Here is a 25,706-nt window from a genome sequence, read left to right on the forward strand (position 1 = left end):
GCCTCAGTAAAGCACCACGGAACGGATCGACTCGCCGGCATGCATCAGGTCGAACCCCTTGTTGATGTCTTCCAGCGGCATGGTGTGCGTGATCATCGGATCGATCTCGATCTTGCCGTCCATGTACCAGTCGACGATTTTGGGCACGTCCGTGCGTCCGCGCGCGCCGCCGAAGGCCGTGCCGCGCCAGGAGCGGCCGGTCACCAGCTGGAACGGACGGGTGGAGATCTCAGCCCCCGCCGGCGCCACGCCGATGATGATGGATTCGCCCCAGCCCTTGTGGGCGCATTCCAGCGCAGTGCGCATCACGCCGACATTGCCGGTGGCATCGAAGGTGTAGTCCGCGCCGCCCTTGGTCAGATTGACCAGGTAGGGCACCAGGTCGCCTTCCACCTCGCTCGGATTGACGAAGTCGGTCATGCCGAAACGCTCGGCCATTTCCTTCTTGTCCGGGTTGAGGTCGACGCCGACGATCTGGTCGGCACCGGCAAGGCGCAGACCCTGGATCACGTTGAGGCCGATGCCGCCGAGGCCGAACACGACCGCACGCGACCCGATTTCCACCTTGGCGGTGTTGATCACCGCACCGATGCCGGTGGTCACGCCGCAGCCGATGTAGCAGACCTTGTCGAACGGCGCGTCCTCGCGGATCTTGGCCAGCGCGATCTCCGGCACCACCGTGTAGTTGGAGAAGGTCGAGGTGCCCATGTAGTGCAGGATCGGATCGCCATCGAGCGTGGAAAAGCGCGACGAGCCGTCGGGCATCAGGCCCTGGCCCTGGGTGACGCGGATCGACTGGCACAGGTTGGTTTTCGGATTGAGGCAGTACTCGCAGTTGCGGCACTCCGGCGTGTAGAGCGGGATGACGTGATCGCCCGGCTTCAGGGTGGTCACGCCCGGGCCCACTTCCACGACAACGCCGGCGCCTTCATGGCCGAGGATCGCCGGAAACAGGCCTTCAGGGTCGGCGCCGGACAGGGTGAATTCATCGGTATGGCAGATGCCCGTCGCCTTTATCTCGACCAGGACCTCAAAAGCCTTCGGACCCTCCAGATTGACGGTCGTTACCTCCAGCGGCTTGCCTGCACCAACGGCCACGGCTGCACGTGTCTGCATAAAACAGTCTCCACATTATCCAGGATCCGCCTTTTTGCGCGCTGGCGGACGTTATCCTTCGACTATAAGTGGACCGACTTTTCGAGCAATTGCGACCTTAGTGTGTGTTTTTCGACATGGACAAAACTTGAAGACTGGATAACCTCTTAAGTAGGGAGACACGTCATCATGCGAAAAACACTATATGCACCATTTTTAATACTTACGTCGGTATTCGTGGTTGCCAATTGTGCGCAATTCGCAAACGCCGCCACCTTCAATGATCCGACCTGGCCCTGCCAGCAACGCAAGGTGGAACAGCTTTCGCTGGGACTGATGTGGCCGAAACCCCTGAAAGACGGCTCCGAAAAGGAAACCGCATTGCCGCCGGACGCGGCGGAACTTGCCGGCCGGCTCGAATTGCGGCGGATTTCCCTGGAGGAGGCGGACAAGCTGGTCGCAACCTTCGTCGAGGATCACCCGGACGTGACGACCGACCTCATGGGCCAGATCTTTGCCGTCGTCTTCGAACGGCTCGGCAATGCGCGGCACAAGGTCATCGTCGGAATCGGGCGGTATTCGGAGAAACAGATCGCGCTGTCGAAAAGGATCGATGAGACCCGCGCCGAGATGGACCAGATCATGGCCGCCAGCGATCCGGATTACGACAAGGTCGACAAGCTGGAAGAAAAGCTCGACTGGGACGAACGCGTCTACAAGGACCGGTCCACATCGCTGACCTATGTGTGCGAAACGCCCGTCCTCATCGAAAAGCGGCTTTATGCGCTGGCCCAGATCCTGCTGAAGCACGCCCCGGAATAGGCCGGTTCGAATTCCCTACTCCCACTCCAGTTCGGTGTAGGCTTCGGTGGCATTACGCGTGTTGTAGAGATCAAAGAGGTCCCACGCACCAGCCTCGCTGCGCGCAATATGGCCGACGGCGTCGCTGATGCGCTCGCCGCGTTCCAGCGCTTGCCGCGTATCGGCTTCCAGCACCCCCAGATAGCGGCGCATCGGTGCGAGGGCTTCCGCCGGCGCCAGGACCGGACCGCCATGACCGGGAACGATCCGGGCGGGCTTCAGGTCCGCCAGCCGGTCCAGAACGCCGAGCCATCCCGGCAATGAGCCGTCAAGCGCCGGCGCGTGGCGGTGAAAGACGAGATCGCCGGCAAACAGCGTCCCCGTCGCAGTGTCCAGGACCGTCAGATCGGTGGTCGTGTGGGCCGCCGGCCAGACCTTGAGGGTCAGAACCCGGCCTCCAAGGTCGATTTCTGCAGGAGCGGCTTCCGGGCGGACCGGCCGGGTGCCGAGGAATGCGGGTTTGCCGATCAGATCCCCGAACCCGATCAGGTAGGACTGTTCCCGGTCAAGAAGCGCCCGGTCCAGGCCCGGATGCCCGACAATCTTCGCGCCGGCCTCGGCAAAGACAGAGGCGCCGAAGACGTGATCCGGATGAACATGGGTCAGGATCACATGGCTGATCGGTAACGAACTGCGGCGGCGGATTGCCCGGTAAAGCGCTTCGCCCACCGCCCGCGAGCCCCCGGTATCGATCACCGCAATCGACTTGTCACCGATGATCACGCCGATGTTGGCCACGTCTCCCTGATTATCCGGATCGGGTTCAGCAATTTCGCCGCGATGGACGAAGATATTGTCAGCGACCTCCGTCAGCTCCAGGCCGTCCGGCATTTGCCGGCAGTGCCTGTCGCGGACAACCAGCCCGTCGGCGAGACCCGGTCGGCCCCGGATTTCGCTTTCCCGCAGAGCCGCCTCGCACCTGGCAAGCGACGCGGTTTCCCGGCCAGGCACGAGCTGCGCCCGGCAAACGTCCGGTTCCGCCAGGAGGCAAAGGGTGATGACAAGCTCAAACATGGAACAGTCAGGATCCCAACCGCCCCCTCGCAGGGCAATACATCCTAAAGGCTCGGTTCGGGGACATGACCCCGCGTGGTATAATTTCCGCTGCACGAGGCACTAAAGATGACGCTGCGAACGAAAGGGAGCGCGGACTCGACATGACCGTTCGTCACAAAAACACATTCAGTCTGGCGACGCTTCTGACCCTGTCGCTCGCCCTGCCGCTTACGGTATTCCCCGCCATCCATCATGCGCAGGCGGCAGATGAGGCCGAAAGAGGCAACCCTCTCAGCGACAAGGGCAGCTGGAATGACCTTCGCGCCGACATTATCGGCGATGCGAAACCGGCGGATGCCGACGGGATCGTCGAGCTCGACGCCCCTTATCGCGCCCACGACGCGGCAACGGTTCCGATCAGCATAAAACAGCCCGGACCGACGGCGCCTGCCATCAACAGCGCCATCCTCGTGATCGACGAAAATCCGGCGCCGGTTGCCGCGGAAATGACCTTCGGGCCGGCCATGCAGCCGCTCGATCTCGAACTCAGGGTCCGCATCAATCAATATTCAAATGTGCGCCTGATCGCGGAAACCGCGAACGGACCGGTGATGACCGGACGGTTCGTCAAGGCCTCCGGCGGCTGTTCCGCGCCGGCGACGAAAGACCCGCAACTTGCCCTGTCGACCATGGGTCAAATCCGGATCAAGCACTTTGCGCCCGCTGTCGAAGCGGCAAGCCAGAGGCGCGAAGCCCAGCTCATGATCCGGCACCCGAACTATTCCGGACTGCAGCGCGATCAGATTACCCAGTTGTTCATCGCCGCCCAGTTCATAAACCACATCGAGGTCAAGCAGGGCGAAGACCTGCTGTTTACCGTCGATGGCGGCATTTCATTGTCGGAAAATCCGGTCATCCGCTTCGCCTATACGGATAATGGCGCAAAGGCGCTCACCGTCCATGTGGAGGATACGGAAGGAAACGTCTGGGACAAGACCCTTCCGAAGGAACCGGCAAGCTAGACCTGGTTTTCGGCGCAGTGGTCCTGTTCACTTGAACCAGCTCTAGAAACAGAGAATATCCGCTTCCGCCTGAGCCCGGCGCAGGTTGGCGACCAGCTCTTTGGCCATGGCGGTCGTGCGGAAGATGGACATCTGCTCCCCGCCGACCTGCCGCAGCGACAGAACCGTCTCCGCATCCACGTATTTCTCGTAAGGGATGATGGAGGCAATCACATCGATCGAGCACGAGCAGCGGCGCAGGACGTCCCTGCTTCGGCCGTTTGTCGCCATGCACCCGAACACATAGTCCGCCCGGGCTTCCGTCGGGTAGTCGTTCAGCCGTTCGGCCATGTTTTGCGCTTCGGCCTGGCCGGTCACACCGAGCAGAACGACGGACAGGGCTGCAACGACACCGCTTCGCAGCCGGGAAGGAACAAGACCGTGGAACATCCGGATACTCATTGCGGCACCTCCAGGGTCGCAAGCACGATCGAGCTTGAGTAAATCGGGGCCTCTTCCGTTTTGCCGGAAGACCGGACCTCTTTTCCGCCGGTTTCGGCCTTCAACTCGTAATACCAGCCGGGCACCTCGTCCGACATGGTGACCGTCAGCGCAAGATCTTCAAAACCGCGCATCCGGTCCCGGTTGGGATCGTTTTCGAACGGATAAAGCGTCACCGTTTGCGCCGGCACATCCCGCCCGTTGACGTGGATCGTTTCCTCGCGGATCGGCGTCTTTTTCACCAGCGCCGCCTTGACCCGGTTGCGGATGTAGAACGGACTTCCCCCCGCCGTACTTGCCATGTCCCTGACAACGGTTTCGACAAAATACATGATCATCGGATTGCCGACCGTCGCCGGGAAAGACCCGAGATTGCGGTGCTTGTCACCCTGCTTGAATTGCAGCTCGGCCATGTCCTCCGGCGCGAAACTCAGGCTGATCGTTCCGGTTTCCCGCTTTGCAAGATCCTCGTTGTCCCGCGTGGAGACATGACGCTCGTAATCCAGAACCGCTGTCCGGGAGATGCCGTCCAGTGTCCCGGTCTTGAAAAGAAGATCATAGACTTCAGCTGCGAGACCCGGAGCCGTCGTTCCGAACAGGATGAGCCAGGCGGCAAAAAGACCCCAGACCGGCGTCCGCAACACCTGAAATCGCACCATGATTTCCTCCCGTTGGTATTTCCGGTCCGTCCTGCAGATCATCAAGTCCCGGCAAACCTTGACGAAAGCCTATCCTCCTCTCCCCGTGTGTCACTGCAGACTTTTGTCTGCGTTTTGCAGGCGGTTCAGACCGCCGCGGGCCGGCGGGTCTTCCAGTCGATAAGCGGGCGCAGGCGCGACAGTTTCACCGGCTTCGTCAACACCGTGAAATCGTGGCACCGGCTGTCCTCGGCCAATGTTTCCTCCCGGCTGGCGGTAATCATTATGGCCGGGACCTCTGTGCCCGTTTCCTGCCTGACGGCCAGGATCGTCCTGATGCCGTTGTCGTCCCCATCAAGCTGGTAGTCGGCCAGGACAATGTCGGGCGCCATGCCGATTTCACGCACCTGCTCCAGGGCTTCATCGGTGGACGCGGCGGTCAGAACGCTGCCTCCCCAGCTTTCGATTTTCTGGGCCGTTGCAAAAAGCACGTCCGGATTGTTTTCGACGATCAGGACGATGAGATCCATATCCTCGGGCATGGCATGCGGATCATCGGTCTCCCGGTTGCCTTCCTGGTCCGGGGCGGCGACAACGGGAAGCGTGATCGAGAAAACGGATCCCCTGCCCCGTTCGGATTGCACCGTTACCTGATGCCCCAGCCGGCGGCAGGCGCGATCGACGATGGACAGGCCAAGCCCCATGCCGAAGCTGCCCCCGTTCGACGATGCCCTGGTGAATTCGGAAAAAATCCGCTGCTGATCTTCCATGGAGATGCCGACGCCGGTGTCCCACACCTCCAGCACCACCTCCGTGCCCCGGCACCGGCACCCGGCCAGCACACGGCCTTTTTCGGTATACTGGATCGCATTGACGACCAGGTTCTGGATCGAGCGCAACAGGTACCGCTGGTCACTGGAAACCCAAAGACTGCAGGGGACCACGTCAAGCCGGATATCCTTTTCCTCCGCAAGCTGCGTGTAGTCTTCCTTGACCGAATTCAGCAGATCGCCAATGCGGAAGGCCGAGACCGTCATTTCCGTTCCCGTCGACTCCAGCCGCGAAATATCGAGGAGCGCGTGAAGCAGGGATTCGATTGAGTTGAACGAGCGTTCCAGGCGCAGAACCGTATCGGTCAGGGGCGTGTTCCTGGCCCCCTCGCTCATGGTCGAAATCAGCAGTTTCGCCGCATTGATCGGCTGCAGCAGGTCGTGGCTTGCTGCCGCAAAGAACTTTGTCTTGGACGACATCGCTTCTTCCGCCTGCTCCTTCGCCAGCCGCAACTGTTCGTCGACGCGTGCCTGTTCTTCATTTTGCCTGCGCAAACGCTCGTTCGCCTGTGTCAGTTCCAGCGTCCTCTCGCGGACCCTCTGTTCCAGGAGTTCCGTCGTCTGCGTTTCGGCGGTAATGTCCATCACGTTCATGATGAAGCCCTGGTCGGGCAAACCGTGAACCCGAATGTTCAATATATCGCCGCTGAGGTGGCGCACCTTCTTCTCAAGTCCCTTTCCGGCACGAACGGTCGCGACCCAGTTGGCCAGTTCCTCTCCCTGCGTCGTGCTTTCCAGAAGCTTCTGCTTGACGATGAATTCCAGGATCTGGTTGAAGGCGGTTCCCTTGCGCACCAGGGAAATCGGCAACCGGAGCAGATCCCGGAAACGTTCGTTGTGGATGAGCAGGGTGCCTTCGGCGGAAAAGGTGCACACGCCCTGGGTCATGTGATCGAACGCGCCCTGCAGAAAGACGGCCTGCTCGTCGATCAGCCGGTCCTTTTCGAGCCGGTTCTGCCGGACGATGCTGGTAATCTCGGTCGACAGAAGCACGATCTTGCTGGACGACGCCGTTTTGTGCGTGATCTGGAACCAGCGATCCTTGCGCAGCCCCACCACGGAAGGATACGGCGTGCCGATCCCGTTCCCCGGGCGAACCGGTCTCCGAGCCGCTCCGTTTTCGGAAATCGCCCGTGAAACGATATCCTTGCTGAGCCGCAGCGCCTCGAAATAATCCTTGATGTCCAGACCGGGGACAATCACGTCGGCGACATCCGGCACCATGGCCTTGAACTGGTCATTGCAGATTTCCAGCTTGCCTTCGGTGAAAAGCGCAAAGCCGCCTTCCATGGCATCCAGGGCGTCCGCAAGGTTCCGTTCGGTCTGTTCGCGCGCGTATTCCGCAATCTTCAGCTGGTTGCTGGCACGGCCGAGCGTATCGAGCGCCTGTTCCAGGTCCCGGGTCTTTTCCCAGACCTCGCCCTGCAGGGTGATTGCGGACTGAAACAGCGAATAGGCCGAGCTGCCGACGTCATGCTCCCGGCTGGCACGCTGAATGAGCGCCTCGATGATCTTTTCCTGACGCTCGATCTGCAGTTTCAGAGGTTCGCCCGGATCGATCAAAACAACGCATCCCCCGTCGGCGGATAGAAGGCGACACCCACAAATGTCTGGTTCACATGGACCCCGAGATGCTGTTCGCCATAGGTGTTGAAGCCGAAGACCCGGTGCTTGCACAGGATGTCCGAGGCATCTTCGACCAGGTCGTTCTGTTCGATTTCAAGCCGGCGCAGATAACAATCGAAACCCAGGATGAAATCCGGACTGTTTCCGTTGCTGCACCGGCAATCGAGGCCGGTCTCCAGCGTTTCCAGGATCTCGGTGCCTTGTCCGAGCGTGAGGACCAGCCCGTCGTCAATCGCCGACAGGAACCAGAGACCGTCGTTTTCGGCAACCTGCTGGATCGCGCGCACATGCCAGCTTTTCCCGTTGCGGACGAGCACCGGGTTTTCGGCAAAGACCTTTGGCGACAGTTCCGAAACCTGGCAGCCGACGTAACGTGCATATTCCCTGGCAGCAGGCGCGCCGTTGATTTCCAGAACCAGGCGTTCTTCGGGTACCGCCCGGGTCACCACCATGCGCTTTCCCGTCGGCAGGAAATGATCGAAGCCGAGCGCCCGGAAGCTCAGGTCCGTTTCCAGAAGCAGCAGAAGCGCGGCGTCGTTGTGGGCTTTGCCTTCGTGCAGGACAAAGGTCTCGTCGAAGGCAAGACCGTGGCCGGCCGATCCGCCGAAGACCGGCACATCGCCCAGTCCCGCGTTCAAGGCGGCAACGAGCAGATCCTCCTGTTTGGACAGCCCGTCGGCGAACACGAGCGCGACACGTTTCCAGTTCGCGGTGTGCGGGAACCGGGACGCCAGCATGCGGGCCTGGGCAGCCGTCCTTTCGATGGAGGCCGGTTTCAATGGCTTGATCAGCGTTGACGAGCACCGGAAATGCCGTCTTGGAAAGGCAATCATCATCAGGGCATCGTTTTCATAGCCCTGCGGCGTAATCTGACCGGCAGTGGAGCAACCGAAAACGGTGGTCGACGGCATGACCGTCGCCAGTTCCCGCGCGACAGCGTCCGGCTCCAGATGATCGGGAACGAAGACCAGGAGGAAGCATGTCGCGTGGGGAGCGAAACCCATCGACGCTTCCCGCACCGCGGTTTCGGGGGACTTCGCATGCGAGACCCCCACCTTGGCCGTGAGCGGCTGGGCGGTTTTGTTGACAGGCAGAATGTTCATCGGTTTCCGCCTAACTCAACAGGACCCGGGCATCGCCGTCGGAAATGTGCCCGCCGCCATCGAGGCTGGCGCTCTTGACCAGAATGGCCGCCTGGGTCCGGTTATTCACGCCGAGCCGCCGCAGGAGCGCCGTGATATGCGCCTTGACGGTCGCCTCGGCAAGCGACAGCTCATAGGCAATCTGCTTGTTCGGCTTTCCGGCGCAGATCAGCTTCATGATGCGGTTCTGCTGCGGCGTCAGATCCGCAATCTTGTGCGCAATCTGCTGAACCGTCAGATCCGATTGGGTCGGCTTTTTCGACGGCGCATAGCCCGGTGGCAGGAAACGGCGGCCATCCTTGATCTCCATAAGCGCCTGCTGAAGCACCTTGTGCGAGGCATCTTTTGGAATGAAGCCGGCCGCGCCCGCGGTCATGAGCGTGCTGACGGTTTCGTCGGAAGATTCCGCCGATATCACCAGGACCGGAACGTCGGGCAGGCGGTCTTTCACCTTCAGAAAGCCGCTCAGGCCCGTCACGTCCGGAAGTTTGAGATCGAGCATCACCAGATCCGGCTGGAACCGGGCGCCGACAAAGCGCAGGCCTTCCTTAAGGGAAGTCGCTTTCTTGACCAGCCTGGACCGAAACAGCCTTTCAAGTGTTGCAGCGAGTGCATCGCAATAGAGCGGATGGTCATCGATCACTAAAATCGATTTAATGACCACATGTTCTTGCGGATCGCAATTTTTGCTCATCCGTCTGCCTCCTCCCGAGAGGAGATAACAGTAACAACCAGACATCGCCCTGCGCAAGGCGGTCACAATCAATATTGGTTGTCTGAAAGTATTAAACGGCCCTGGAATTGCGACTTAAGTATCGGTTTTCGTGCAACCACTGGCCGCATATGGCGCTATTCCCCGGGCGTCGTGCGTTTGCTAGCTGCAAAGCTGGAAAATGAAGACCGCTGAATACGGATCGTTGAACGGCCGGGCGCCATGTTTCGAATGGCCCGTCACAAAAGGCAACCGAAATCCATACGTCGCGCATAGTCCCAGCCGGGGCCCGACCCTCCACGCCTCCAACGCCAGGGCCTGGTGAGACGCGTCGTCGGCCGCATTGCCGATTTGTCATGAAACAGCAAGGGTCTCGTCATGTGGCTGCGACAAGAATTCCGGCACACGTCATACGAATCCATTCGATCGGAGAGGTCGGCCGCGTTATCCTGCCCAACTGACGGCAAACACTTTCCCTGACGATGGTACCAACTCGGGTTTTCTGCCCGGAACCAGCCTCTTTGGCCACTTTGAAACCCAGGTTTTGGACAACCTGAATTCATCAGGCGGCACTCGCTCCTCCCCGGCGACCGCCTGCCAATCATCCTGACGGGCCGGATCGACGACCCGCCGGCTTCCCAGCCGAGGTGCCGAATGACGAAGACAAAGTCCAGGAAGCCGCTGCACGAACACAGCGTCCCGTGGTTCTGGCCGTTCGCGGCGGCAATCGAGATCGAGGAGGGAGGCCTTCGCCTGTTTCAGGACAACCTCCGTTATCTTGCCGAAGTGGAGAAGATCGAAGCCCCGGAGCCGCCCGAATGGGCAACGCCCAACCGCGTTCTTCTCGACCTCGACACCATGCGGCTCAGGGACTTCTCCGCGCAGCCGCCGGCGGACGGCACCGTTCCTGTTCTGGTCGATGCCCCCTATGCCGGACACACCTCGACCATCGCCGATTATGCCAAGGGGCAAAGTCTCGTCGAGACACTTCTTGCCACGGGGCTCGGCCGCGTGCTGGCGACCGACTGGAAATCCGCAACAGAAGACATGGCGGCGTTCGATATCGACAAGTATCTCGCCGAGATCAATGTCGTCGTCGACGAACTGGGCGGCAGGGTCAATCTGGTCGGCCTGTGTCAGGGCGGCTGGATGTCGGCCATGTATGCCTGCCGGTTTCCCGATAAGGTCGTCAGTCTGGTGCTGGCCGGCTCGCCCATCGACATCGATGCCGGCAACGGCCCGATCAAGCGCCTGGCGCATGAACTGCCGCTCAGCTTTTACGAGGAAATGGTCGCAAGCGGCGGTGGGCGCATGCTGGGCCAGTACATGCTCGCAGGCTGGAAGGACATGCACCCGGGCACCCAATATGCCGGCAAGTTCATCGATCTCTACGAACACATCGAGGACAAGAGCTATATCGAGCGCACCGAGCAATTCGAACGCTGGTACGAGAACCCGATCGATCTGCCGGGGCGGTACTACCTCCAGGCCATTCAGCTCCTCTTCCAGGAAAACCGTTTCGCCAAAGGCGAATTCGTCGGGCTCGGGCGCAAGCTGTCGCTGAAGGACATCAAGGTGCCAGTCTTTCTGCTGGCCGGCGCCGATGATGACATCACGACCAGCGAACAGGTTTTCAACGCCGAACATCTGCTCGGTACGCCAAGGGACGGAATCGAGAAACGGCTGGTGCCTGGCGGCCACATCGGCCTGTTCATGGGCTCGCACACATTGAAGGAAACCTGGCCCGACATCGGCCGCTGGCTTGCGGAAAACGGCCGGGCCTGAATCGGATCAAGGCCTGAACCGGACCAAGGAAAGGGAGACGGCATCATGATGACGACGCGATCGCACAAACCCGACGACCGATCCACGAAACAGGGACAGCCCGAGACATCTCCCGCCCCACAAAGCCCCGACGAGATTGTGCAGAGCCTCAAGAGCGATCTCGATAACGGATTGACTGCGGCGGACGCCGCGGGGCGGCTGCAACAGTATGGCCCCAACGCACTGGTCGAGAAGGAAACCGGTCTTCTGGACCGCCTCAGGAGATATCTCTGGGGCCCGATCCCGTGGATGATCGAAGCGGCGGCCATCCTCTCCGGCATTCTCGGCGACTGGGGCGACTTCTCGATCATCCTCACCATGCTGGCGGTCAATGCCGGCGTCGATTTCTGGCAGGAACACAAGGCCGGCAATGCGATCGCCCTGCTCAAGCAGCGCCTGGCGCTGACGGCCCGGGTGCTGCGCGACGGCAAATGGCAGACCCTGCCGGCACGCGATCTGGTTCCCGGCGACGTTGTGCTGCTCCGCCTCGGCAATATCGCGCCCGCGGACATCATGCTGGTGAAAGGCGATTACCTGAGCGCCGATGAATCGGCCCTCACCGGCGAATCCCTGCCGGTGGAAAAAGAACCGGGCGAAACCGCCTATTCGGGCTCGATCATCAAACTCGGCGAAATGACCGGCGTGGTCACGGCCACCGGAATGAAGACCTATTTCGGCCGGACGGCACAGCTCGTTCAATCCGCCGAAACCCGTTCGCACTTCCAGCGGGCCGTCCTCAAGATCGGCAATTTCCTGATCATGACGACCCTGGCCCTGGTCATCGTCCTGATCGTCGTCTCCCTGTTCCGGCAATCGCCGTTCCTCAAGACCCTGCAGTTCGCGCTGATCCTGACGGTCGCCGCGATCCCGGTCGCGCTGCCGACCGTGCTGTCGGTAACCATGGCCGTCGGCGCCGAAAAGCTCGCCCGGATGAAGGCGATCGTGTCGCGCCTGGTGGCGATCGAGGAACTCGCCGGTGTGGACGTTCTGTGCGCCGACAAGACCGGGACGCTGACCCGCAATGAACTGACCATCACCGATCCGCGTCCGGCGGACGGCATCAGCACCGAAGAGCTGATGCAGGCCGCGCGCCTCGCCTCGAACGGCAATGACCCGGACGCAATCGACGCGGCCATCCTTGCGGCCGAGGCCACATCCGGCGACGCGGACTTCAAGATCAAGGCCTTCAAGCCCTTCGATCCCGTCTCCAAGCGGACCGAGGCGGAGGCTGAGGGCGATGGCGGGACGATCTGCGTCAGCAAGGGCGCGCCGCAGGTCATCCTCGACCTGGTTGCACCCGATGCGGCGGAACGGCAGACGATCGAGCGCGAGGTCGACGAACTTGCCAGTGCCGGCTATCGCGCCATTGGCGTCGCGCGGCAACAGGACGGATCGCCCTGGCAGTTGCTCGGGCTGATCCCGATCTTCGACCCGCCACGCGAGGATGCCGCCGAAACGATTGCAAGTGCGGTCTCCAAGGGTGTCGAGATCAAGATGATCACCGGCGATCACGAGGCGATCGCCCGCCAGATTGCCGGCCAGCTTGGTCTGGGGGGCAATATCCGCTCCGCCGACGATATTTTCGCAAGCGCCAGCGACAGCGAGGTCGCCGCCGGGATCGAAGCGGCCGACGGTGTCGCCCGGGTTCTGCCGGAGCACAAATTCAAGATCGTCAAGGCGCTGCAGCATCACAATCATATCGTGGCCATGACCGGTGACGGCGTGAACGACGCCCCGGCCCTGAAACAGGCCGATGCCGGCATCGCCGTCAGTGCGGCAACGGACGCGGCGCGGGCCGCGGCCGATGTCGTGCTGACCGGCTCCGGCCTGTCGGTGATCACCGCCGCGATAGACGAAGCGCGCCGGATCTTCGAGCGCATGAACAGCTACGCAACCTTCCGCATAGCCGAGACCATTCGCGTGCTTCTGTTCATGACGCTGTCGATCCTGATCTTCGACTTCTATCCCGTCACCGCGATCATGATCGTGCTGCTCGCCATCCTCAACGACTTCCCGATCATGATGATCGCCTATGACAACGCGCTCACCGCAAAAAAGCCGGTGCGATGGAACATGCACCGGGTGCTGACCGTCGCCGCCTGCCTTGGCGCCGTCGGCGTGGTCGAGAGCTTCCTGTTGTTCTGGTATGCGGACACCGTCCTGAAGCTGCCGCGCGAAACGATCCAGACGCTGATCTTCCTGAAGCTTCTGGTGGCGGGACATCTGACCATCTATGTCACCCGCAACCAGCGCTGGTTCTGGCAACCGCCCTATCCGGCATTGCGGCTGTTCCTGACGACGGAGGTTACCCAGGTCATCGGCACGCTGGTCGCCGTCTACGGCATTTTCATTGCACCGATCGGCTGGACCTACGCGCTGGGTGTCTGGGCCTATGCCCTGGCCTGGATCCCGATCGAAAGCGCGATTGCGGTCATGGTCAGGCATCTTCTCGATCTGCAGGCCGATCGCCAGAAGGATTATCTGGCCCGCACCGAAACCAGACTTTCCGACTACTAGCATTGATCGGATTGGAGCGGCAGACGCCGGATCGGCGCTGTCATCACAATCCAGTTCCCGGGGAAGTATTCGCGACATCGTGATCAGCCGTGAGGTTCCGAACTCATTGCAAAACCGTTTGGAGCAGCCATCTCGAGTCCATGATAAAGTCGGAAGACGCCAAATTCTGGCATTTCAGGCATCAGCTTTAACCTGCCCACTTAATTGGCAGTGTTCGGGTTCGGCTCATTTTCATTTTGTATGAGGGTTCGAACAACTCAGTCCACCAATAGATTCGACACTGCGGACGTGTTGAGTAAAACGTAAGTAGTGTGTTAAAATTCAGGTGGATTTGGCTGTTTCCAATAAACGACAAAAAAACCCTTTTTCCTTAAGTATCTGCCGAAACGCGAACATATTTAATTATTGCGTGTTTATCAGGAGGGCGAGATGTTCCGTAAGTTATTGGTAGTCCTTTCGATTCTGCTAGTCAGTTCCGCGCCGGCTCTCGCCAAGCGTGTGGCCCTGGTGATTGGCAACAGCAACTATGCCAATACGGTGGTGCTGCCCAATCCCGTGAACGACGCGACAGCGATGACCACGAAACTACGCAACCTCGGCTTCGAGGTCGTGGCCGGATATGACCTGAACCTGAGGGACATGCGCAAGACGGTGGCCCAGTTTGCGCGTTCCGCAAAGGGCGCAGATATCGCCCTGCTGTTTTATGCCGGCCATGGCATGCAGATTGGCGGCCAGAATTATCTGGTCCCGGTCGACGCACGCTTGCAGGACGAAACCGACCTCGATTTCGAAACGATGCAGATGGATTTCATTCTTCGTCAGATGACGAATGACGTGAAGGTCCAGCTGGTGTTTCTCGATGCATGCCGGGACAATCCGCTGGCAAGATCCCTTGCCCGCCGGATGAGCCCGTCGCGGTCTGCAACCGTTGGACAGGGTCTTGCGGAAATCAAGCTGGTCGAGACCGGCGGTTCGGGCTCGGTGATTGCATTTTCGACCAGCCCTGGAGATGTCGCGCTCGATGGCGATGGCCAGAACTCTCCGTTTACCGCAGCCCTGCTCAAACATATCGACGAACCGAATGCATCCATCCAGACGGTCATGACCCGCGTGACGGGCGATGTTTACAACCAAACGGACCGGCGGCAGCGGCCCTGGGTCAACGCGTCCCTGATCGGGGAAGTGTTTCTGAACAAGACGGCCAATCAGCAGGTGGCGTCACTGGAGTCCGGAACGGCGGACACGCAAACGAACGCAGCGGCCGCACCTGTTGCGCCGGCTGTACCGGCAACCGCCGCCCTGGCCTGGGAACGGGAAAAAGCGGTTTGGGATGCGGCGGAAGGCACCGGCTCGCGGGCCGCCTATGAAGCTTATCTGCGCGCTTATCCGACGGGTACCTTTGCAGAGATCGCACGTGAGAAGATCACGAAAATCACCCGTTCCGCAGAAGCAACCAAAGATGCCGCCCCCACTCAGGGAACCAGTGGCCCGCAGATATCGGCCGCGGACCGGCAATTGGAGGGTAACGAACAGACCGAAGCGCAACTGGGCTGGGGCCGGAGCACCCGGCGGGAAGTCCAGGCCAGACTGAACCTGGCCGGCTTCAACACCGGGCATCCGGACGGCGTCCATGGCCCCATGACACGCCGCGCCGTAACCGCATGGCAGACCGCCAACGATTTCGTTCCGACAGGCTATTTCACCGCGCCGCAGTACAAGCTTCTGAGCAGTCAGACCCAGGTGCAATATGTGGCATGGCTTCAGGAAGAGCAGCGGCGAATTGCAGCGCAGCGGCGGGTCGTCAGCAGAAGCTCGACGCCCCAGAACAACCCGCCGAGAAACAGAAATACGAACCAGAACACGAACAACAATAACAACAATGGTGGCGGACAAGTGCCTGCCGCCCTCCTCGGAGGCGTCATCGGCGGCATCATCGGCGGTGCGATCCGGTAAGGACTTGTCACCACAGAAACGTTAAAGAAGCTAAACATTCCCGGAGCCTCATCTCCACCAATTCTGTGTCGCGGTGAGGCTCCCGTCGTTTGCCTGAGGCGTTGGAATCCAAAGACGGTGGCGAATTTTCCAAGCTCTCCGGAGGCGGCACTTCCGGAAGGGTAGGCTTGTCTGCTTTTGGAAAAGCCTGACGAATCGCAACCCAAAAAGCGGACCACCTCATCCTGCCGCGCCCTGCATGAAATCGTTGTAGACGCAGCGTCATATCGCATAGGATTGCGCCTCTACGATCAATGGCGGGGGCCGCTCATGCGAATGCCGAGATTTCATCGTGGCACGATTTCAATACTTGCGCCCCTGTTCCTGCTGATGGTTGTCTCGGCACCGATGCGGGTAACGCCCGCACGCGCCTTTGACCCTCAACTTGCAGAACAGGCGACCGAAGCCCTTCGGGCACCTTTTACCGGTGATTTCGACGAGATTGCCGAACGCGGCTATCTCAGGGTGCTCATTCCCTTTTCAAAAACCTTCTATTTCATTGACGGCGGCGTTCAGCGCGGCACGGCTGTCGATCTGATGGCGGAGTTCGCGAAATTCGAGCAGAAGCGTCACGGCAAGTTCGCCCGCGACGGACACGTCGTCTTCATCCCGACCCCGCGCGACCGGCTTTTCCCTGATCTTGCCGAAGGTCGCGGCGACATTGCCATGGGCAATCTGACGGTCACGGAGGAGCGCAGAAAACTCGCCGATTTTTCCGACCCCCTTTTCAAACCCGTCAGGGAGGTTCCGGTGACCCGGGCCGACGCCGTCGACCTGACATCACCGGACGCCCTGTCCGGAAAGACCGTCCATGTCCGCGCCTCCTCCAGCTATTACGAAAGCCTCCAGGCACTGAATGAAAAACTGAAGAAGAACGGCAAACCGCCGGTGGACATTGTCGCCGCCGACGAGGCGTTGGAAGACGAGGATCTTCTAGACCTGGTTCTGGCAGGCGGGATCGAGCTGATCATCATGGACGAGCACAAGGCGGATTTCTGGCTCGGTATCCGGGAGGGATTCAAGACCCACCCGAAGGCGGCCGTGCGCACGGAGGGTGAAACCGCCATCGCGTTGCGCAAGGACACGCCCAAGCTCAAGGCCGAGTTGAATGCCTTTGTAAAAACCGTTCGCAAGGGGACCCTGCTCGGCAACATCATCCTGAAGAAATACTTCAAGGAAACCAAATATCTGGAAGATCTCGACGATGAAACACGCCTGAAGCGGTTCAAGGATATTGCAGATCTTTTCCGAAAATACGGCACCGAATTTTCCATCGACTGGCTTCTGATCGCCGCACAATCCTTTCAGGAATCCAAATTCGATCAGTCCGTGCGCAGCAAGGCCGGCGCGGTCGGTCTCATGCAGATCAAGCCTTCGACCGCCGCGGACAAGAACATCGGCATCAAGGGCATTGCGGACGATCCGGACAGGAACGTGAATGCCGGTGTCAAATACCTGCGCTTTCTGGCCGACACCTATTTTCAGGACCTGAAAAACGATCCGGCCAATCAGACCTTCTTCGCGTTGGCCGCCTACAATGCCGGCCCGGGCCGGTTCGACCGGTTGCGCAGGAAGGCCGCCGAAATGGGCTACGACCCAAACAAGTGGTTCGGCAATGTGGAATGGGTCGTCGGCGCCGACATCAGCCGCGAACCGGTGCGCTACGTTGGCAACATCTTCAAATATTACGTGGTGTTCAGCGAGGAAGCCAAGCGACAGGAAAGGGAGGCCTCAAAAGCCGATTAGGTCGTATGGGGGATCGACCCCATACGAAGCGATCCTGCCCCGAAATAATCTCAAGCCAGAATCCAACGCGAGGAGCTTGAGATGTTTATCGCAAAATTTGCCGCCGCTGCCCTGGTCGCCCTGACCGTCCTGCCTGTGACCGCAGACGCGCAGATCCGGATCGGCACGATGGAAAAGTTTACGGTCGATCTGGCGTCCAACATCGACTTGTCCTGGACCCCGGAAAAACGCCTGATCACCTTAAAAGTCTCCACCGGCTGCCAGTCCAGTTCGCTTCGCCCGGCCGGCGACCAAACGGATATCAGGTTCGACCGGACCGCCCGCAAAATCTCGATTAAGGGCGGGTTCACGCGGCTCGTGGGACCGGGCGATCACGGTCGCCCGAAGCACGCCGACTGCCACGGCACGAAAACCCGAACCGAGATCTTCGAGAATGTCGGCTATGGCGACCTTGAAGTGATCCACCGGAACAAGCCGCTCTGGACCGTTCATCTGGGACCGGACGCTGTCGAGCGGCACGCAAACCACCTGAAAACCGGCTCGGCGTTTGCCATCGGCAAAGGCAAGGTGAACCGCATTTTCAAGAACTTGAAGGGCCATGCAAAGTCGGTAAGGGGAAAGACCGCCGCCAGGCAGGCCGCCATCACGGCCGGCCCGGCCACTGCCCGAGAGTCCGACTTTTATGACGGCTTTCGCGAAATCCGCGTCGCCCCCGGTCTGGCAACCTCCGGCCAGTTCATCGACGTGCTGATGCCGTTCCTGCAAGGTCATCCCGACAGTCTCGAAGGCAGGCAGGCGATGGAGCTGAAGATCTGGCGGTACGGCGCCGGCTATCGCGTCGACCTCGTGAGGACCGGTTATCCCGATGACAGCGTCTCAGGGGAACATTACCGCGGATCGGTCATCCGGACCTCCAAAGGAGACTGGGAGCTTCTGACATTGGCGGTGAAGACCCTGTGCGCCCGGGGAGAAACCGCAAAAGGCGCTTGCCTCTGACCCGTGCGGCACAGAGCTGCCTTCGCCCTGACCGGATGATCATCCCATGCCAATTCACTCCGGAAACCGGACCCCGGTCCGAAAATGGTCCATCGCCCTGGCGCAGGGACCTGTCCTGGGCCTGCTTGTCCTGTGGGCGGGCGCCGGCATCGGTTCCACCTTCGACAAACCGAAGCCCCGGTTTCTCCAAAGCGGCGCCAATGACGTAATTCGTCTTCAAAGGGGAGACATGCCCGACGGGCAGGCAGCAGCCGTTCCAAGGTCCCGCGCAGCCAGGACCCCGTCCGGCGAACGGATCGACACCCGCCTCGTCACCGTCTGCCTGGCCAATCCGGCGAATGCGCACGGAACCAAGGCCTTCGACATCCAGAGGACCGATCCGCCGCGGTTCGTGGCGAAGATCGGCACGCGCACCTGCGCCCGCTTCGAGCCCACCCGACACACGCTTTATCTCTGGAAGGCCGGGATAGACGGGAAGCTGTCGCTGATCCTCTCAAGCCCGCTCGACCTGAATGACGCCGACGGGACCCAGGTCTCTCTGGACTGGCTGCAGGACCGGTGAGTTGCCCCCGGACAGTCTCAGCCGTTTTGCTCGACAGGTGTCAGCACGAAATCGAAGGGTGAGCGCCAGATGGTCCGGCCGTCGTTGACGTGCTCGAAAGGAGCGACCAGGGTCTGCTTTACGCCGAATACCGTGTCGGAGGTGATGTAGGGATCGTCGCCGACGAAGGTGTGCGTGACCAGCTTCTGGAAGCCCGGCGCCGTGACCAGGAAATGCATGTGCGCGGGCCGGTAGGGATGCCGGCCCAGCGCTGCAAGCATCTTGCCGACGGGGCCGTCGTCCGGGATCGGATAGGACACCGGCTTGATGCCGATGAAGCTGTATGTGCCGTCCTTCTCCGTTGTGAAGATGCCCCGGTTGTTCCACTTCGGCTGGATGTCCGGTTGCTGCACATCGTAAAAGCCGTCGGCATTGTCGCACCAGACATCGATCCTGGCGCCTTCGACCGGCTTGCCGTGAAGATCGATGACGCGGCCTTCGAACAGGCAGCTCTCACCCTTGCCGTCGAGCGAGATCACCTCTCCCATGTTCCGCTCGGGCGCCCCCGCGACGTGGAACGGACCGAAGACCGTGTTCTCCGTCGCGCCGACCGGACGGCGATTGTTGATCGCATCCACCAGCATGGAAAAGCCGAGCACATCCGACAGCAGGATGAATTCCTGACGCTCGTCCGAACAGAGTTTCCCGGCCCGGGTCAGGAAGTCGATGCCGACCTCCCATTCCTCCTGGGTCAGGTCGATCTCCTTGGCGAAGGCATGGAGATGCTTCACCAGGCAGGCCATCACCTCACTCACACGCGGATCGATGTCCTCGCCCATGCGGGCATTGACTGTTTCGGCGGATCCGTCTTCGGTGAAAAACTGCGTCATATTCGCTGCCTCTCCATTCTGTCTTTTGTCCGCCCCGGAAGGAACGCTGACCTCAAATCCGGTCTGGGACAATAAGATCCGCTCAGGCCGTCTTCTTCTGGAAGCCTGACACATTGCGATAATTGGCGGCCACCTGTTCCAGCTCTTCCTGCGTGATCAGATCCTCGATCCTGTCGTCCGGCCCCTTGACCCGGGCATCGGCAATATCGAGCACCTGTTCCGGGCCGCCCTTGCGGTTGGTCAGAACCACATTCGCCGTGAATGGGCGCCGGATCTCTTCGTAGGCCTTGAGGCCTGCAGGACCGGGGTTCTTCGCCAGCTCATCCGCGAGCACTTCCGCATCGAGGATCGCCTGGCTGGCACCGTTTGCGCCCATCGGATACATGGGGTGCGCGGCGTCGCCCAGAAGGCTGACACGGCCCTTGGACCAGAACGGCAGCGGATCACGGTCCACCATCGGAAACTCGGTGACGTTCTTCGTGGCCTTCAGGATTTCGACGACATTCATGTCGGCCATCTGAAATCCCTCGAATTCCCTGATGAAGTCGATCGTGACGCCCCGGGACCAGTCTGCGTCCTGAATGTGCCGCGGCTTGTCATGGCGCACCTCCGCCACCCAGTTGGTCAGCGCCCGGCCTTTTTTGCGCAGCCGCTCGCTGATCGGATAAGTGACGAATTTGACGTCGTGATTGCCGGCGATCACCATGGTACGACCGTCGCCGATGATGTCCGTCTCGACCGCGCCGCGGAACATCATGGTGCCCTCGTAGCACAGCGGCCCCTCGTCCGGATGCAACTGCTGGCGAACTTTGGATCGCAGGCCCTCTGCACCGATGAGCAGGTCGCAGTCATGAGTGGTGCCGTCTGCGAAATCGACCGTGACCCTGTCGCCGGTCTGCCAGAAGCCTTCAACAGCCTTGTTGGCCTGAACCGCATCCGGGCCCAGCCGCTCCCGGACCGCCTCCAGAAGCAGGAACTGCAACTCGCCCCGGTGGATCGAATATTGCGGGGCGGAAAAGCCGGCTTCCACATTGCGCGGGTCCGACTGGATCAGATGCCCGTATCTGGTCCGGTACTCGATGCAGCGGGTTCGAATGGCAATCTCGTCCAGTCCCTCGCCCAGGCCGAGATCATGCAGGACCCGGGACGAATGCGGCATCAGATTGATACCCACCCCCAGCGGCTTCAGTTCCGGCACGGCCTCGAAAACCCGGACATCGAACCCTTTTTCTGCCAGGCAAAGTGCTGCCGTCAGGCCGCCGATACCCGCCCCGGCAATGGCGATCTCGGTCATTTCCTCCTCCCCCATGATTTTCATTTTCCGGCACCATCCAAACGCGAGGTCCGATATCGCGAAACTCCCGTAACCTTGAAATTCGGTATTCCGGTGTGGGAAGACAATGCACGCGCGTGATAAAGAATGTCACTTTTTCAACATTGGAGCATCGCATCGTGGCACTGACCAGACTGGACCGGGACCGCTATGTGCTCGGCGATGCCTCCGCCCATGTCGGCTTCCTCAATTGCGAACGGATTTCCGAGCGAAGCCATATCCACGACTGGACTGTGGAGCCGCATTATCACGAGGGCCTGGCGCAGCTTTTCGTCTTCGACACCGGCACCGTCGACGGCCTGATCGACACCAAACGGCAGAGGCTGACCTGTCCTGTGCTGGTCTGGTTGCCCGCCCTCTGCACCCATGCCTTCAATTATCCGAAAGACATGCAAGGCTGGGTGCTGACAGTGCCGACCTCGGACATTGCCCGCCTCGCTGAACGGGCCGCCTGGATGGCTCCCTGGATCGAGGTGCCGCAAATCCTTCAGGGCGAACCGCATCGCGTCGTGCTCTCTGAAGCCCTGGACCTCGCCAAAAGCATCGAAAGGGAACACGAAAAGCACGATGAAATCCGAAACTCCGTCCTGGAGGCCCTGTTTCTGCTGCTTCTGGGAAATCTGCATCGCGGGCTGATACAACAGTCCGGGAACCGGGAACCCGTCGGCGATCGGCAGACCGCTCTCGTCAGACAGCTTCAGACCTGCCTCGACCGGCATATGCCAGAAACCCGGTCCGTTGCCGATTACGCGAAAATGCTGTCGGTGACGCCGACCCATCTGTCGAGGGTGGCAAAAGCCGTGACCGGAAAAACCGTGGCAGAGATCATTCAGGACCGGGTCCTGCTTGAAGCAAAGCGCAAACTGGCCTTCACCGACCTGCCGGTTTCCGAAATCGCCTATACGCTCAGCTTCTCCTCGCCGTCCTATTTCACGCGCTTTTTCGCTGGCCGCATGGCCGAAACCCCCAAGGCCTTCCGGCAGCGGTCGCGCAAGGCATCTGTTTAGGTCGGCTAGTGTGTCCGCAACGCCGGAATAATGGGCCGGACTTGGTGCCCCCTCCCAAAAAGACATGGTGCGTTGCGAGATTTTGTGGAACGCTCTCAAGACGGAGGAGCAGCCAAACCGGACGGACCATGTCGATACGCGCCAGCATCTATCATCTGACCCATTACAGATACGACCGCCCGGTCAAGCTCGGGCCCCAGATCATCCGCCTGAGGCCTGCCCCGCACAGCCGGACGCGGGTCCTGTCGCATTCGCTGAAGGTCAGCCCGGCCGGCCATTTCGTCAATCACCAGCAGGATCCTTACGGCAACTGGCTGGCCCGCTTCGTCTTCCCCGAGCCGGTACGCGAGTTCAAGATCGAGGTCGACCTGGTCGCGGACATGTCGGTCTACAATCCGTTCGACTTTTTCGTCGAGGAAGAGGCGGAACACTGGCCCTTCGACTATCCCTCCGACCTGCGCGACGATCTGGAGATCTACAGGAAGACCGAACCGGTCGGCCCAAGGCTCCAGGCCTTCCTCGATGCCACGCCGAGAGAGCGGACCCGGACCGTCGATTTCATCGTCGGCCTTAACGCGCGCGTGGCCAACGAAGTCGGCTACGTGATCCGGATGGAGCCCGGCGTGCAGACGCCGGAGGAAACGCTGGAACACGCAAAAGGGTCGTGCCGGGATTCCAGCTGGCTGCTGGTGCAGATCCTGCGCAATCTCGGCTTCGCCGCCCGCTTCGTCTCCGGCTACCTGATCCAGCTGAAACCGGATCTGGAAGCCCTGGACGGGCCGTCCGGGACCGACCACGACTTCACCGATCTTCACGCCTGGGTGGAGGTCTATCTGCCCGGCGCCGGCTGGATCGGACTGGACCCGACCTCCGGGCTTCTTGCCGGCGAGAGCCATATTCCACTGGCCGGCACACCGCATTACCGCAACGCCGCCCCGATCTCCGGCATGGCGAGCGCTGCGGAAGTGGACTTTTCCTTCGACATGAAGGTCGCCCGGGTTGCGGAGCATCCGCGCATCACCAAACCCTTTTCCGACGAAGCCTGGGACGCGCTCAACGTTATGGGCGAAAAGGTCGACCGGGTTCTGGAACAGGAAGATGTCCGCCTCACCATGGGGGGCGAGCCGACGTTCGTCTCCATAGACGATTTCGAAGCCGGCGAATGGAACACGGACGCGGTCGGTCCGACCAAACGCGCGCTGGCGGACAAGCTGATCCGGCGGCTGCGCGAGCGGTTCGCGCCCGGCGGCTTCCTGCATTACGGTCAGGGCAAATGGTACCCGGGCGAAACCCTGCCGCGCTGGACGTTCTCGCTCTACTGGCGCCGGGACGGCAAACCGATCTGGCAGAACCCGGACCTGATCGCCGATGAGGGCGACAAGACCGGCGCATCGGAAAAGGAAGCCGAGGCCCTGCTCAAGGGCATTGCCGAGGAGCTGGAGGTCCAGCCGGACTATGTGGTCCCGGCCTACGAGGATCCGGCGGAATGGCTGGTCAAGGAATCCAACCTGCCGGTCAACGTGACCCCGAAGAACTCGAAGCTGGAAGATGCGGAGGCCCGCCATCGCATCGCGCGGGTGTTCGACCGCGGCCTGACCCACCCGAGCGGCTACGTGCTGCCGATCCAGCGCTGGCAGGCAAAGTCGGCAGGAACCCGCTGGCGCTCCGAGCGCTGGAAACTGCGCCGCGACGCCCTGTTCCTGGTTCCGGGCGACAGCCCGGTCGGATACCGGCTGCCCCTGGAGGCGCTGCCCCATTTGTCCGAGGCCCAGTATCCCTACATCAACACCGCCGACCCGACCGAACCGCGGGGGCCTTTGCCCGAATTCCAGGCCGGGCCGCGGCCGGACCGGGAACAGGAGGTGGCGCACTTCACAGCCGCCGAAGCGGGCCAGACCCGGACCGAACAGTCCCTTTCCGAAGATCCCGGAGAGGACGCGGTCCGCACGGCCATGAGCGTCGAGCCGCGCGACGGCCGGTTGTGCGTGTTCATGCCTCCGGTCGAGCGGATCGAGGACTATCTGGAGCTCGTCTCCGCCGCGGAAGCCTCCGCCGCCAGGCTGGGGCTCAAGGTTCACATCGAAGGTTACGCGCCGCCAACCGATCCGCGCATGAACGTCATCCGCGTTGCGCCCGACCCCGGCGTGATCGAGGTCAACATCCATCCGGCCTCGAACTGGAAGGAATGCGTGGCGACCACCGAAGCGATCTACGAAGAGGCCCGGCAGAGCCGGCTCGGCGCCGACAAGTTCATGATCGACGGCAAGCACACCGGTACCGGCGGCGGCAACCATGTGGTGGTAGGCGGCGCAACGCCGCTCGACAGCCCGTTCCTGCGCCGTCCGGACCTGTTGCGCAGCCTGATCCTGCACTGGCAACGCCATCCGAGCCTGTCCTATCTGTTTTCCGGTCTTTTCATCGGCCCGACCAGCCAGGCGCCCCGGGTGGACGAGGCCCGGCACGACGGGCTCTACGAGCTGGAAATCGCCCTGTCCCAGATCAAGGCTCCAAACGAAGGCCAGGCTCCCTTCCCCTGGCTGGTGGACCGCCTGTTGCGTAACCTCCTCGTGGACGTGACCGGCAACACCCACCGGGCGGAAATCTGCATCGACAAGATGTATTCGCCCGACGGCCCCACCGGACGTCTCGGCCTGATCGAGTTCCGCGGCTTTGAAATGCCGCCGGACCCGCGCATGAGCCTTGCCCAGCAGCTCCTGATCCGCGCCCTGATCGCGCGGCTGTGGCAGCAGCCGCTCGGAGGGAATCTGACCCGCTGGGGTACGGCGCTGCACGACCGTTTCATGCTGCCCCATTTCATCTGGAACGACTTCCTGGAGGTGCTGCGCGATCTGAAGCAGCACGGGTTCGCGATGCGGCCGGAATGGTTCATCGCCCAGTCGGAATTCCGCTTCCCCTTCTACGGCGAAATCGAAGTCGAAGGCGTTCAGCTCGAGCTCCGCCAGGCGCTGGAGCCGTGGCATGTGCTGGGCGAGACCGGCGCCATCGGGGGAACGGTCCGCTATACCGACAGCTCGACGGAACGCCTGCAGGTGAAGCTGACGACCACCGATCCGGCCCGCTACATCGTCACCTGCAACGGCCGCCGCGTCCCCTTGCAGAAAACGGAAACGAACGGGGTTGCGGTTGCCGGTGTGCGTTACAAGGCCTGGCAGCCCGCCATGGCGCTTCACCCGGTCCATCCGGTCGATGCGCCGCTCACCTTCGACATCTACGACCGGTGGAGCAAGCGGGCGATCGGCGGTTGCGTTTATCACGTTGCCCATCCAGGAGGGCGCAATTATGAGACATTTCCTGTGAATGGCAACGAAGCCCAGGCCCGGCGGCTTGCCCGTTTCGAGCCGCACGGTCACACTCCCGGTCCGTATCAACCCGCGGAGGAATATCCGCATCCGGAGTTCCCTCTCACGCTCGACCTGAGACGGCCGGCAGGAATCTGA

19 protein-coding genes are annotated in these 25,706 nt (G+C 61.2%); 10 read left to right on the forward strand and 9 right to left on the reverse strand.

Annotation, left to right across the window (positions count from 1 at the left end; all coding sequences use genetic code 11):
- Window positions 1-3: 3 nt before the first annotated feature.
- A complete protein-coding gene (locus HK439_RS03935; protein WP_190290074.1) occupies window positions 4-1,116 on the reverse strand; it encodes an S-(hydroxymethyl)glutathione dehydrogenase/class III alcohol dehydrogenase in 1,113 nt (370 codons plus the stop codon).
- Window positions 1,117-1,284: 168 nt separating this feature from the next.
- Here HK439_RS03935 and HK439_RS03940 point away from each other — a divergent pair, with 168 nt between their 5' ends.
- Entirely contained in the window at window positions 1,285-1,917 is a 633-nt protein-coding gene (locus HK439_RS03940) for a hypothetical protein (protein WP_190290075.1), read from the forward strand.
- A 15-nt stretch (window positions 1,918-1,932) separates the two neighbouring features.
- On the opposite strand, the gene HK439_RS03945 is transcribed toward HK439_RS03940, so the two are convergent.
- Window positions 1,933-2,970: a quinoprotein relay system zinc metallohydrolase 2 gene (locus HK439_RS03945; RefSeq protein WP_190290076.1), complete on the reverse strand. Its 1,038-nt coding sequence runs from the start codon at window positions 2,968-2,970 to the stop codon at window positions 1,933-1,935.
- A 143-nt stretch (window positions 2,971-3,113) separates the two neighbouring features.
- Here HK439_RS03945 and HK439_RS03950 point away from each other — a divergent pair, with 143 nt between their 5' ends.
- Window positions 3,114-3,974, forward strand: a complete 861-nt coding sequence (locus HK439_RS03950) for a quinoprotein dehydrogenase-associated SoxYZ-like carrier (protein WP_235987578.1) — start codon at window positions 3,114-3,116, stop codon at window positions 3,972-3,974.
- Window positions 3,975-4,016: 42 nt separating this feature from the next.
- On the opposite strand, the gene HK439_RS03955 is transcribed toward HK439_RS03950, so the two are convergent.
- The 5 genes from HK439_RS03955 to HK439_RS03975 form a co-directional block, all read right to left on the reverse strand.
- Window positions 4,017-4,415 carry a hypothetical protein gene (locus tag HK439_RS03955; protein ID WP_235987580.1) on the reverse strand — a complete coding sequence of 133 codons (399 nt, stop codon included), beginning with the start codon at window positions 4,413-4,415 and terminating at the stop codon, window positions 4,017-4,019.
- The gene (locus tag HK439_RS03960; RefSeq protein WP_190290077.1) at window positions 4,412-5,113 is read right to left on the reverse strand and encodes a hypothetical protein; all 702 of its coding nucleotides are present in this window, start codon (window positions 5,111-5,113) and stop codon (window positions 4,412-4,414) included. Before HK439_RS03960 ends, HK439_RS03955 begins: the two co-directional genes overlap by 4 nt.
- A 125-nt stretch (window positions 5,114-5,238) precedes the next feature.
- The gene (locus tag HK439_RS03965; RefSeq protein ID WP_190290078.1) at window positions 5,239-7,485 is read right to left on the reverse strand and encodes a PAS-domain containing protein; all 2,247 of its coding nucleotides are present in this window, start codon (window positions 7,483-7,485) and stop codon (window positions 5,239-5,241) included.
- Entirely contained in the window at window positions 7,482-8,651 is a 1,170-nt protein-coding gene (locus HK439_RS03970) for an FIST N-terminal domain-containing protein (protein ID WP_190290079.1), read from the reverse strand. Before HK439_RS03970 ends, HK439_RS03965 begins: the two co-directional genes overlap by 4 nt.
- 10 nt (window positions 8,652-8,661) lie before the next feature.
- Window positions 8,662-9,384 (reverse strand): response regulator, encoded by a 723-nt coding sequence (locus HK439_RS03975; RefSeq protein WP_190290080.1) that lies wholly within the window; start codon window positions 9,382-9,384, stop codon window positions 8,662-8,664.
- Between the two features lie 672 nt (window positions 9,385-10,056).
- Here HK439_RS03975 and HK439_RS03980 point away from each other — a divergent pair.
- The 6 genes from HK439_RS03980 (at window position 10,057) to HK439_RS04005 (ending at window position 19,039) form a co-directional block, all read left to right on the forward strand.
- Window positions 10,057-11,187 carry an alpha/beta fold hydrolase gene (locus HK439_RS03980; RefSeq protein ID WP_190290081.1) on the forward strand — a complete coding sequence of 377 codons (1,131 nt, stop codon included), beginning with the start codon at window positions 10,057-10,059 and terminating at the stop codon, window positions 11,185-11,187.
- 45 nt (window positions 11,188-11,232) lie between these two features.
- Window positions 11,233-13,743 (forward strand): plasma-membrane proton-efflux P-type ATPase, encoded by a 2,511-nt coding sequence (locus HK439_RS03985; protein WP_209011544.1) that lies wholly within the window; start codon window positions 11,233-11,235, stop codon window positions 13,741-13,743.
- A 429-nt stretch (window positions 13,744-14,172) separates the two neighbouring features.
- Complete coding sequence (locus HK439_RS03990; protein ID WP_190290082.1) at window positions 14,173-15,696, forward strand: caspase family protein; 1,524 nt, start codon at window positions 14,173-14,175, stop codon at window positions 15,694-15,696.
- A gap of 315 nt (window positions 15,697-16,011) precedes the next feature.
- Window positions 16,012-17,481 (forward strand): lytic transglycosylase F, encoded by a 1,470-nt coding sequence (locus tag HK439_RS03995; RefSeq protein WP_190290083.1) that lies wholly within the window; start codon window positions 16,012-16,014, stop codon window positions 17,479-17,481.
- Between the two features lie 81 nt (window positions 17,482-17,562).
- Window positions 17,563-18,477, forward strand: coding sequence for a hypothetical protein (locus HK439_RS04000; protein WP_190290084.1), 915 nt, complete (start codon window positions 17,563-17,565; stop codon window positions 18,475-18,477).
- A 46-nt stretch (window positions 18,478-18,523) separates the two neighbouring features.
- Window positions 18,524-19,039, forward strand: coding sequence for a hypothetical protein (locus HK439_RS04005; protein WP_190290085.1), 516 nt, complete (start codon window positions 18,524-18,526; stop codon window positions 19,037-19,039).
- Window positions 19,040-19,056: 17 nt separating this feature from the next.
- On the opposite strand, the gene HK439_RS04010 is transcribed toward HK439_RS04005, so the two are convergent.
- Both HK439_RS04010 and HK439_RS04015 read right to left on the reverse strand, forming a co-directional pair.
- A complete protein-coding gene (locus HK439_RS04010) occupies window positions 19,057-19,908 on the reverse strand; it encodes a dioxygenase (protein WP_190290086.1) in 852 nt (283 codons plus the stop codon).
- Window positions 19,909-19,990: 82 nt separating this feature from the next.
- Complete coding sequence (locus tag HK439_RS04015; protein ID WP_190290087.1) at window positions 19,991-21,202, reverse strand: flavin-dependent oxidoreductase; 1,212 nt, start codon at window positions 21,200-21,202, stop codon at window positions 19,991-19,993.
- 158 nt (window positions 21,203-21,360) lie between these two features.
- On the opposite strand from HK439_RS04015, the gene HK439_RS04020 reads away from it, so the two are divergent.
- Together HK439_RS04020 and HK439_RS04025 are read left to right on the forward strand one after the other, a co-directional pair.
- On the forward strand, window positions 21,361-22,248 hold the full coding sequence (locus tag HK439_RS04020) for an AraC family transcriptional regulator (protein ID WP_190290088.1): 888 nt from the start codon (window positions 21,361-21,363) through the stop codon (window positions 22,246-22,248).
- A 128-nt stretch (window positions 22,249-22,376) separates the two neighbouring features.
- Complete coding sequence (locus HK439_RS04025; RefSeq protein WP_190290089.1) at window positions 22,377-25,706, forward strand: DUF2126 domain-containing protein; 3,330 nt, start codon at window positions 22,377-22,379, stop codon at window positions 25,704-25,706.

The organism is Roseibium aggregatum, assembly GCF_014692675.1.
Classification (GTDB): Bacteria; Pseudomonadota; Alphaproteobacteria; order Rhizobiales; family Stappiaceae; genus Roseibium; species Roseibium aggregatum_C.

Coding starts and splice junctions, on each gene's coding strand:
- HK439_RS04010 (WP_190290086.1), bottom strand. CDS start 19,908: ATGACGCAGTTTTTCACCGAAGACGGATCCGCCGAAACAGTCAATGCC.
- HK439_RS03960 (WP_190290077.1), bottom strand. CDS start 5,113: ATGGTGCGATTTCAGGTGTTGCGGACGCCGGTCTGGGGTCTTTTTGCC.
- HK439_RS04015 (WP_190290087.1), bottom strand. CDS start 21,202: ATGACCGAGATCGCCATTGCCGGGGCGGGTATCGGCGGCCTGACGGCA.
- HK439_RS03985 (WP_209011544.1), top strand. CDS start 11,233: ATGATGACGACGCGATCGCACAAACCCGACGACCGATCCACGAAACAG.
- HK439_RS03945 (WP_190290076.1), bottom strand. CDS start 2,970: ATGTTTGAGCTTGTCATCACCCTTTGCCTCCTGGCGGAACCGGACGTT.
- HK439_RS04005 (WP_190290085.1), top strand. CDS start 18,524: ATGCCAATTCACTCCGGAAACCGGACCCCGGTCCGAAAATGGTCCATC.
- HK439_RS04000 (WP_190290084.1), top strand. CDS start 17,563: ATGTTTATCGCAAAATTTGCCGCCGCTGCCCTGGTCGCCCTGACCGTC.
- HK439_RS03990 (WP_190290082.1), top strand. CDS start 14,173: ATGTTCCGTAAGTTATTGGTAGTCCTTTCGATTCTGCTAGTCAGTTCC.
- HK439_RS03950 (WP_235987578.1), top strand. CDS start 3,114: ATGACCGTTCGTCACAAAAACACATTCAGTCTGGCGACGCTTCTGACC.
- HK439_RS03975 (WP_190290080.1), bottom strand. CDS start 9,384: ATGAGCAAAAATTGCGATCCGCAAGAACATGTGGTCATTAAATCGATT.
- HK439_RS03995 (WP_190290083.1), top strand. CDS start 16,012: ATGCCGAGATTTCATCGTGGCACGATTTCAATACTTGCGCCCCTGTTC.
- HK439_RS03970 (WP_190290079.1), bottom strand. CDS start 8,651: ATGAACATTCTGCCTGTCAACAAAACCGCCCAGCCGCTCACGGCCAAG.
- HK439_RS03935 (WP_190290074.1), bottom strand. CDS start 1,116: ATGCAGACACGTGCAGCCGTGGCCGTTGGTGCAGGCAAGCCGCTGGAG.
- HK439_RS04025 (WP_190290089.1), top strand. CDS start 22,377: ATGTCGATACGCGCCAGCATCTATCATCTGACCCATTACAGATACGAC.
- HK439_RS03955 (WP_235987580.1), bottom strand. CDS start 4,415: ATGAGTATCCGGATGTTCCACGGTCTTGTTCCTTCCCGGCTGCGAAGC.
- HK439_RS03980 (WP_190290081.1), top strand. CDS start 10,057: ATGACGAAGACAAAGTCCAGGAAGCCGCTGCACGAACACAGCGTCCCG.
- HK439_RS03940 (WP_190290075.1), top strand. CDS start 1,285: ATGCGAAAAACACTATATGCACCATTTTTAATACTTACGTCGGTATTC.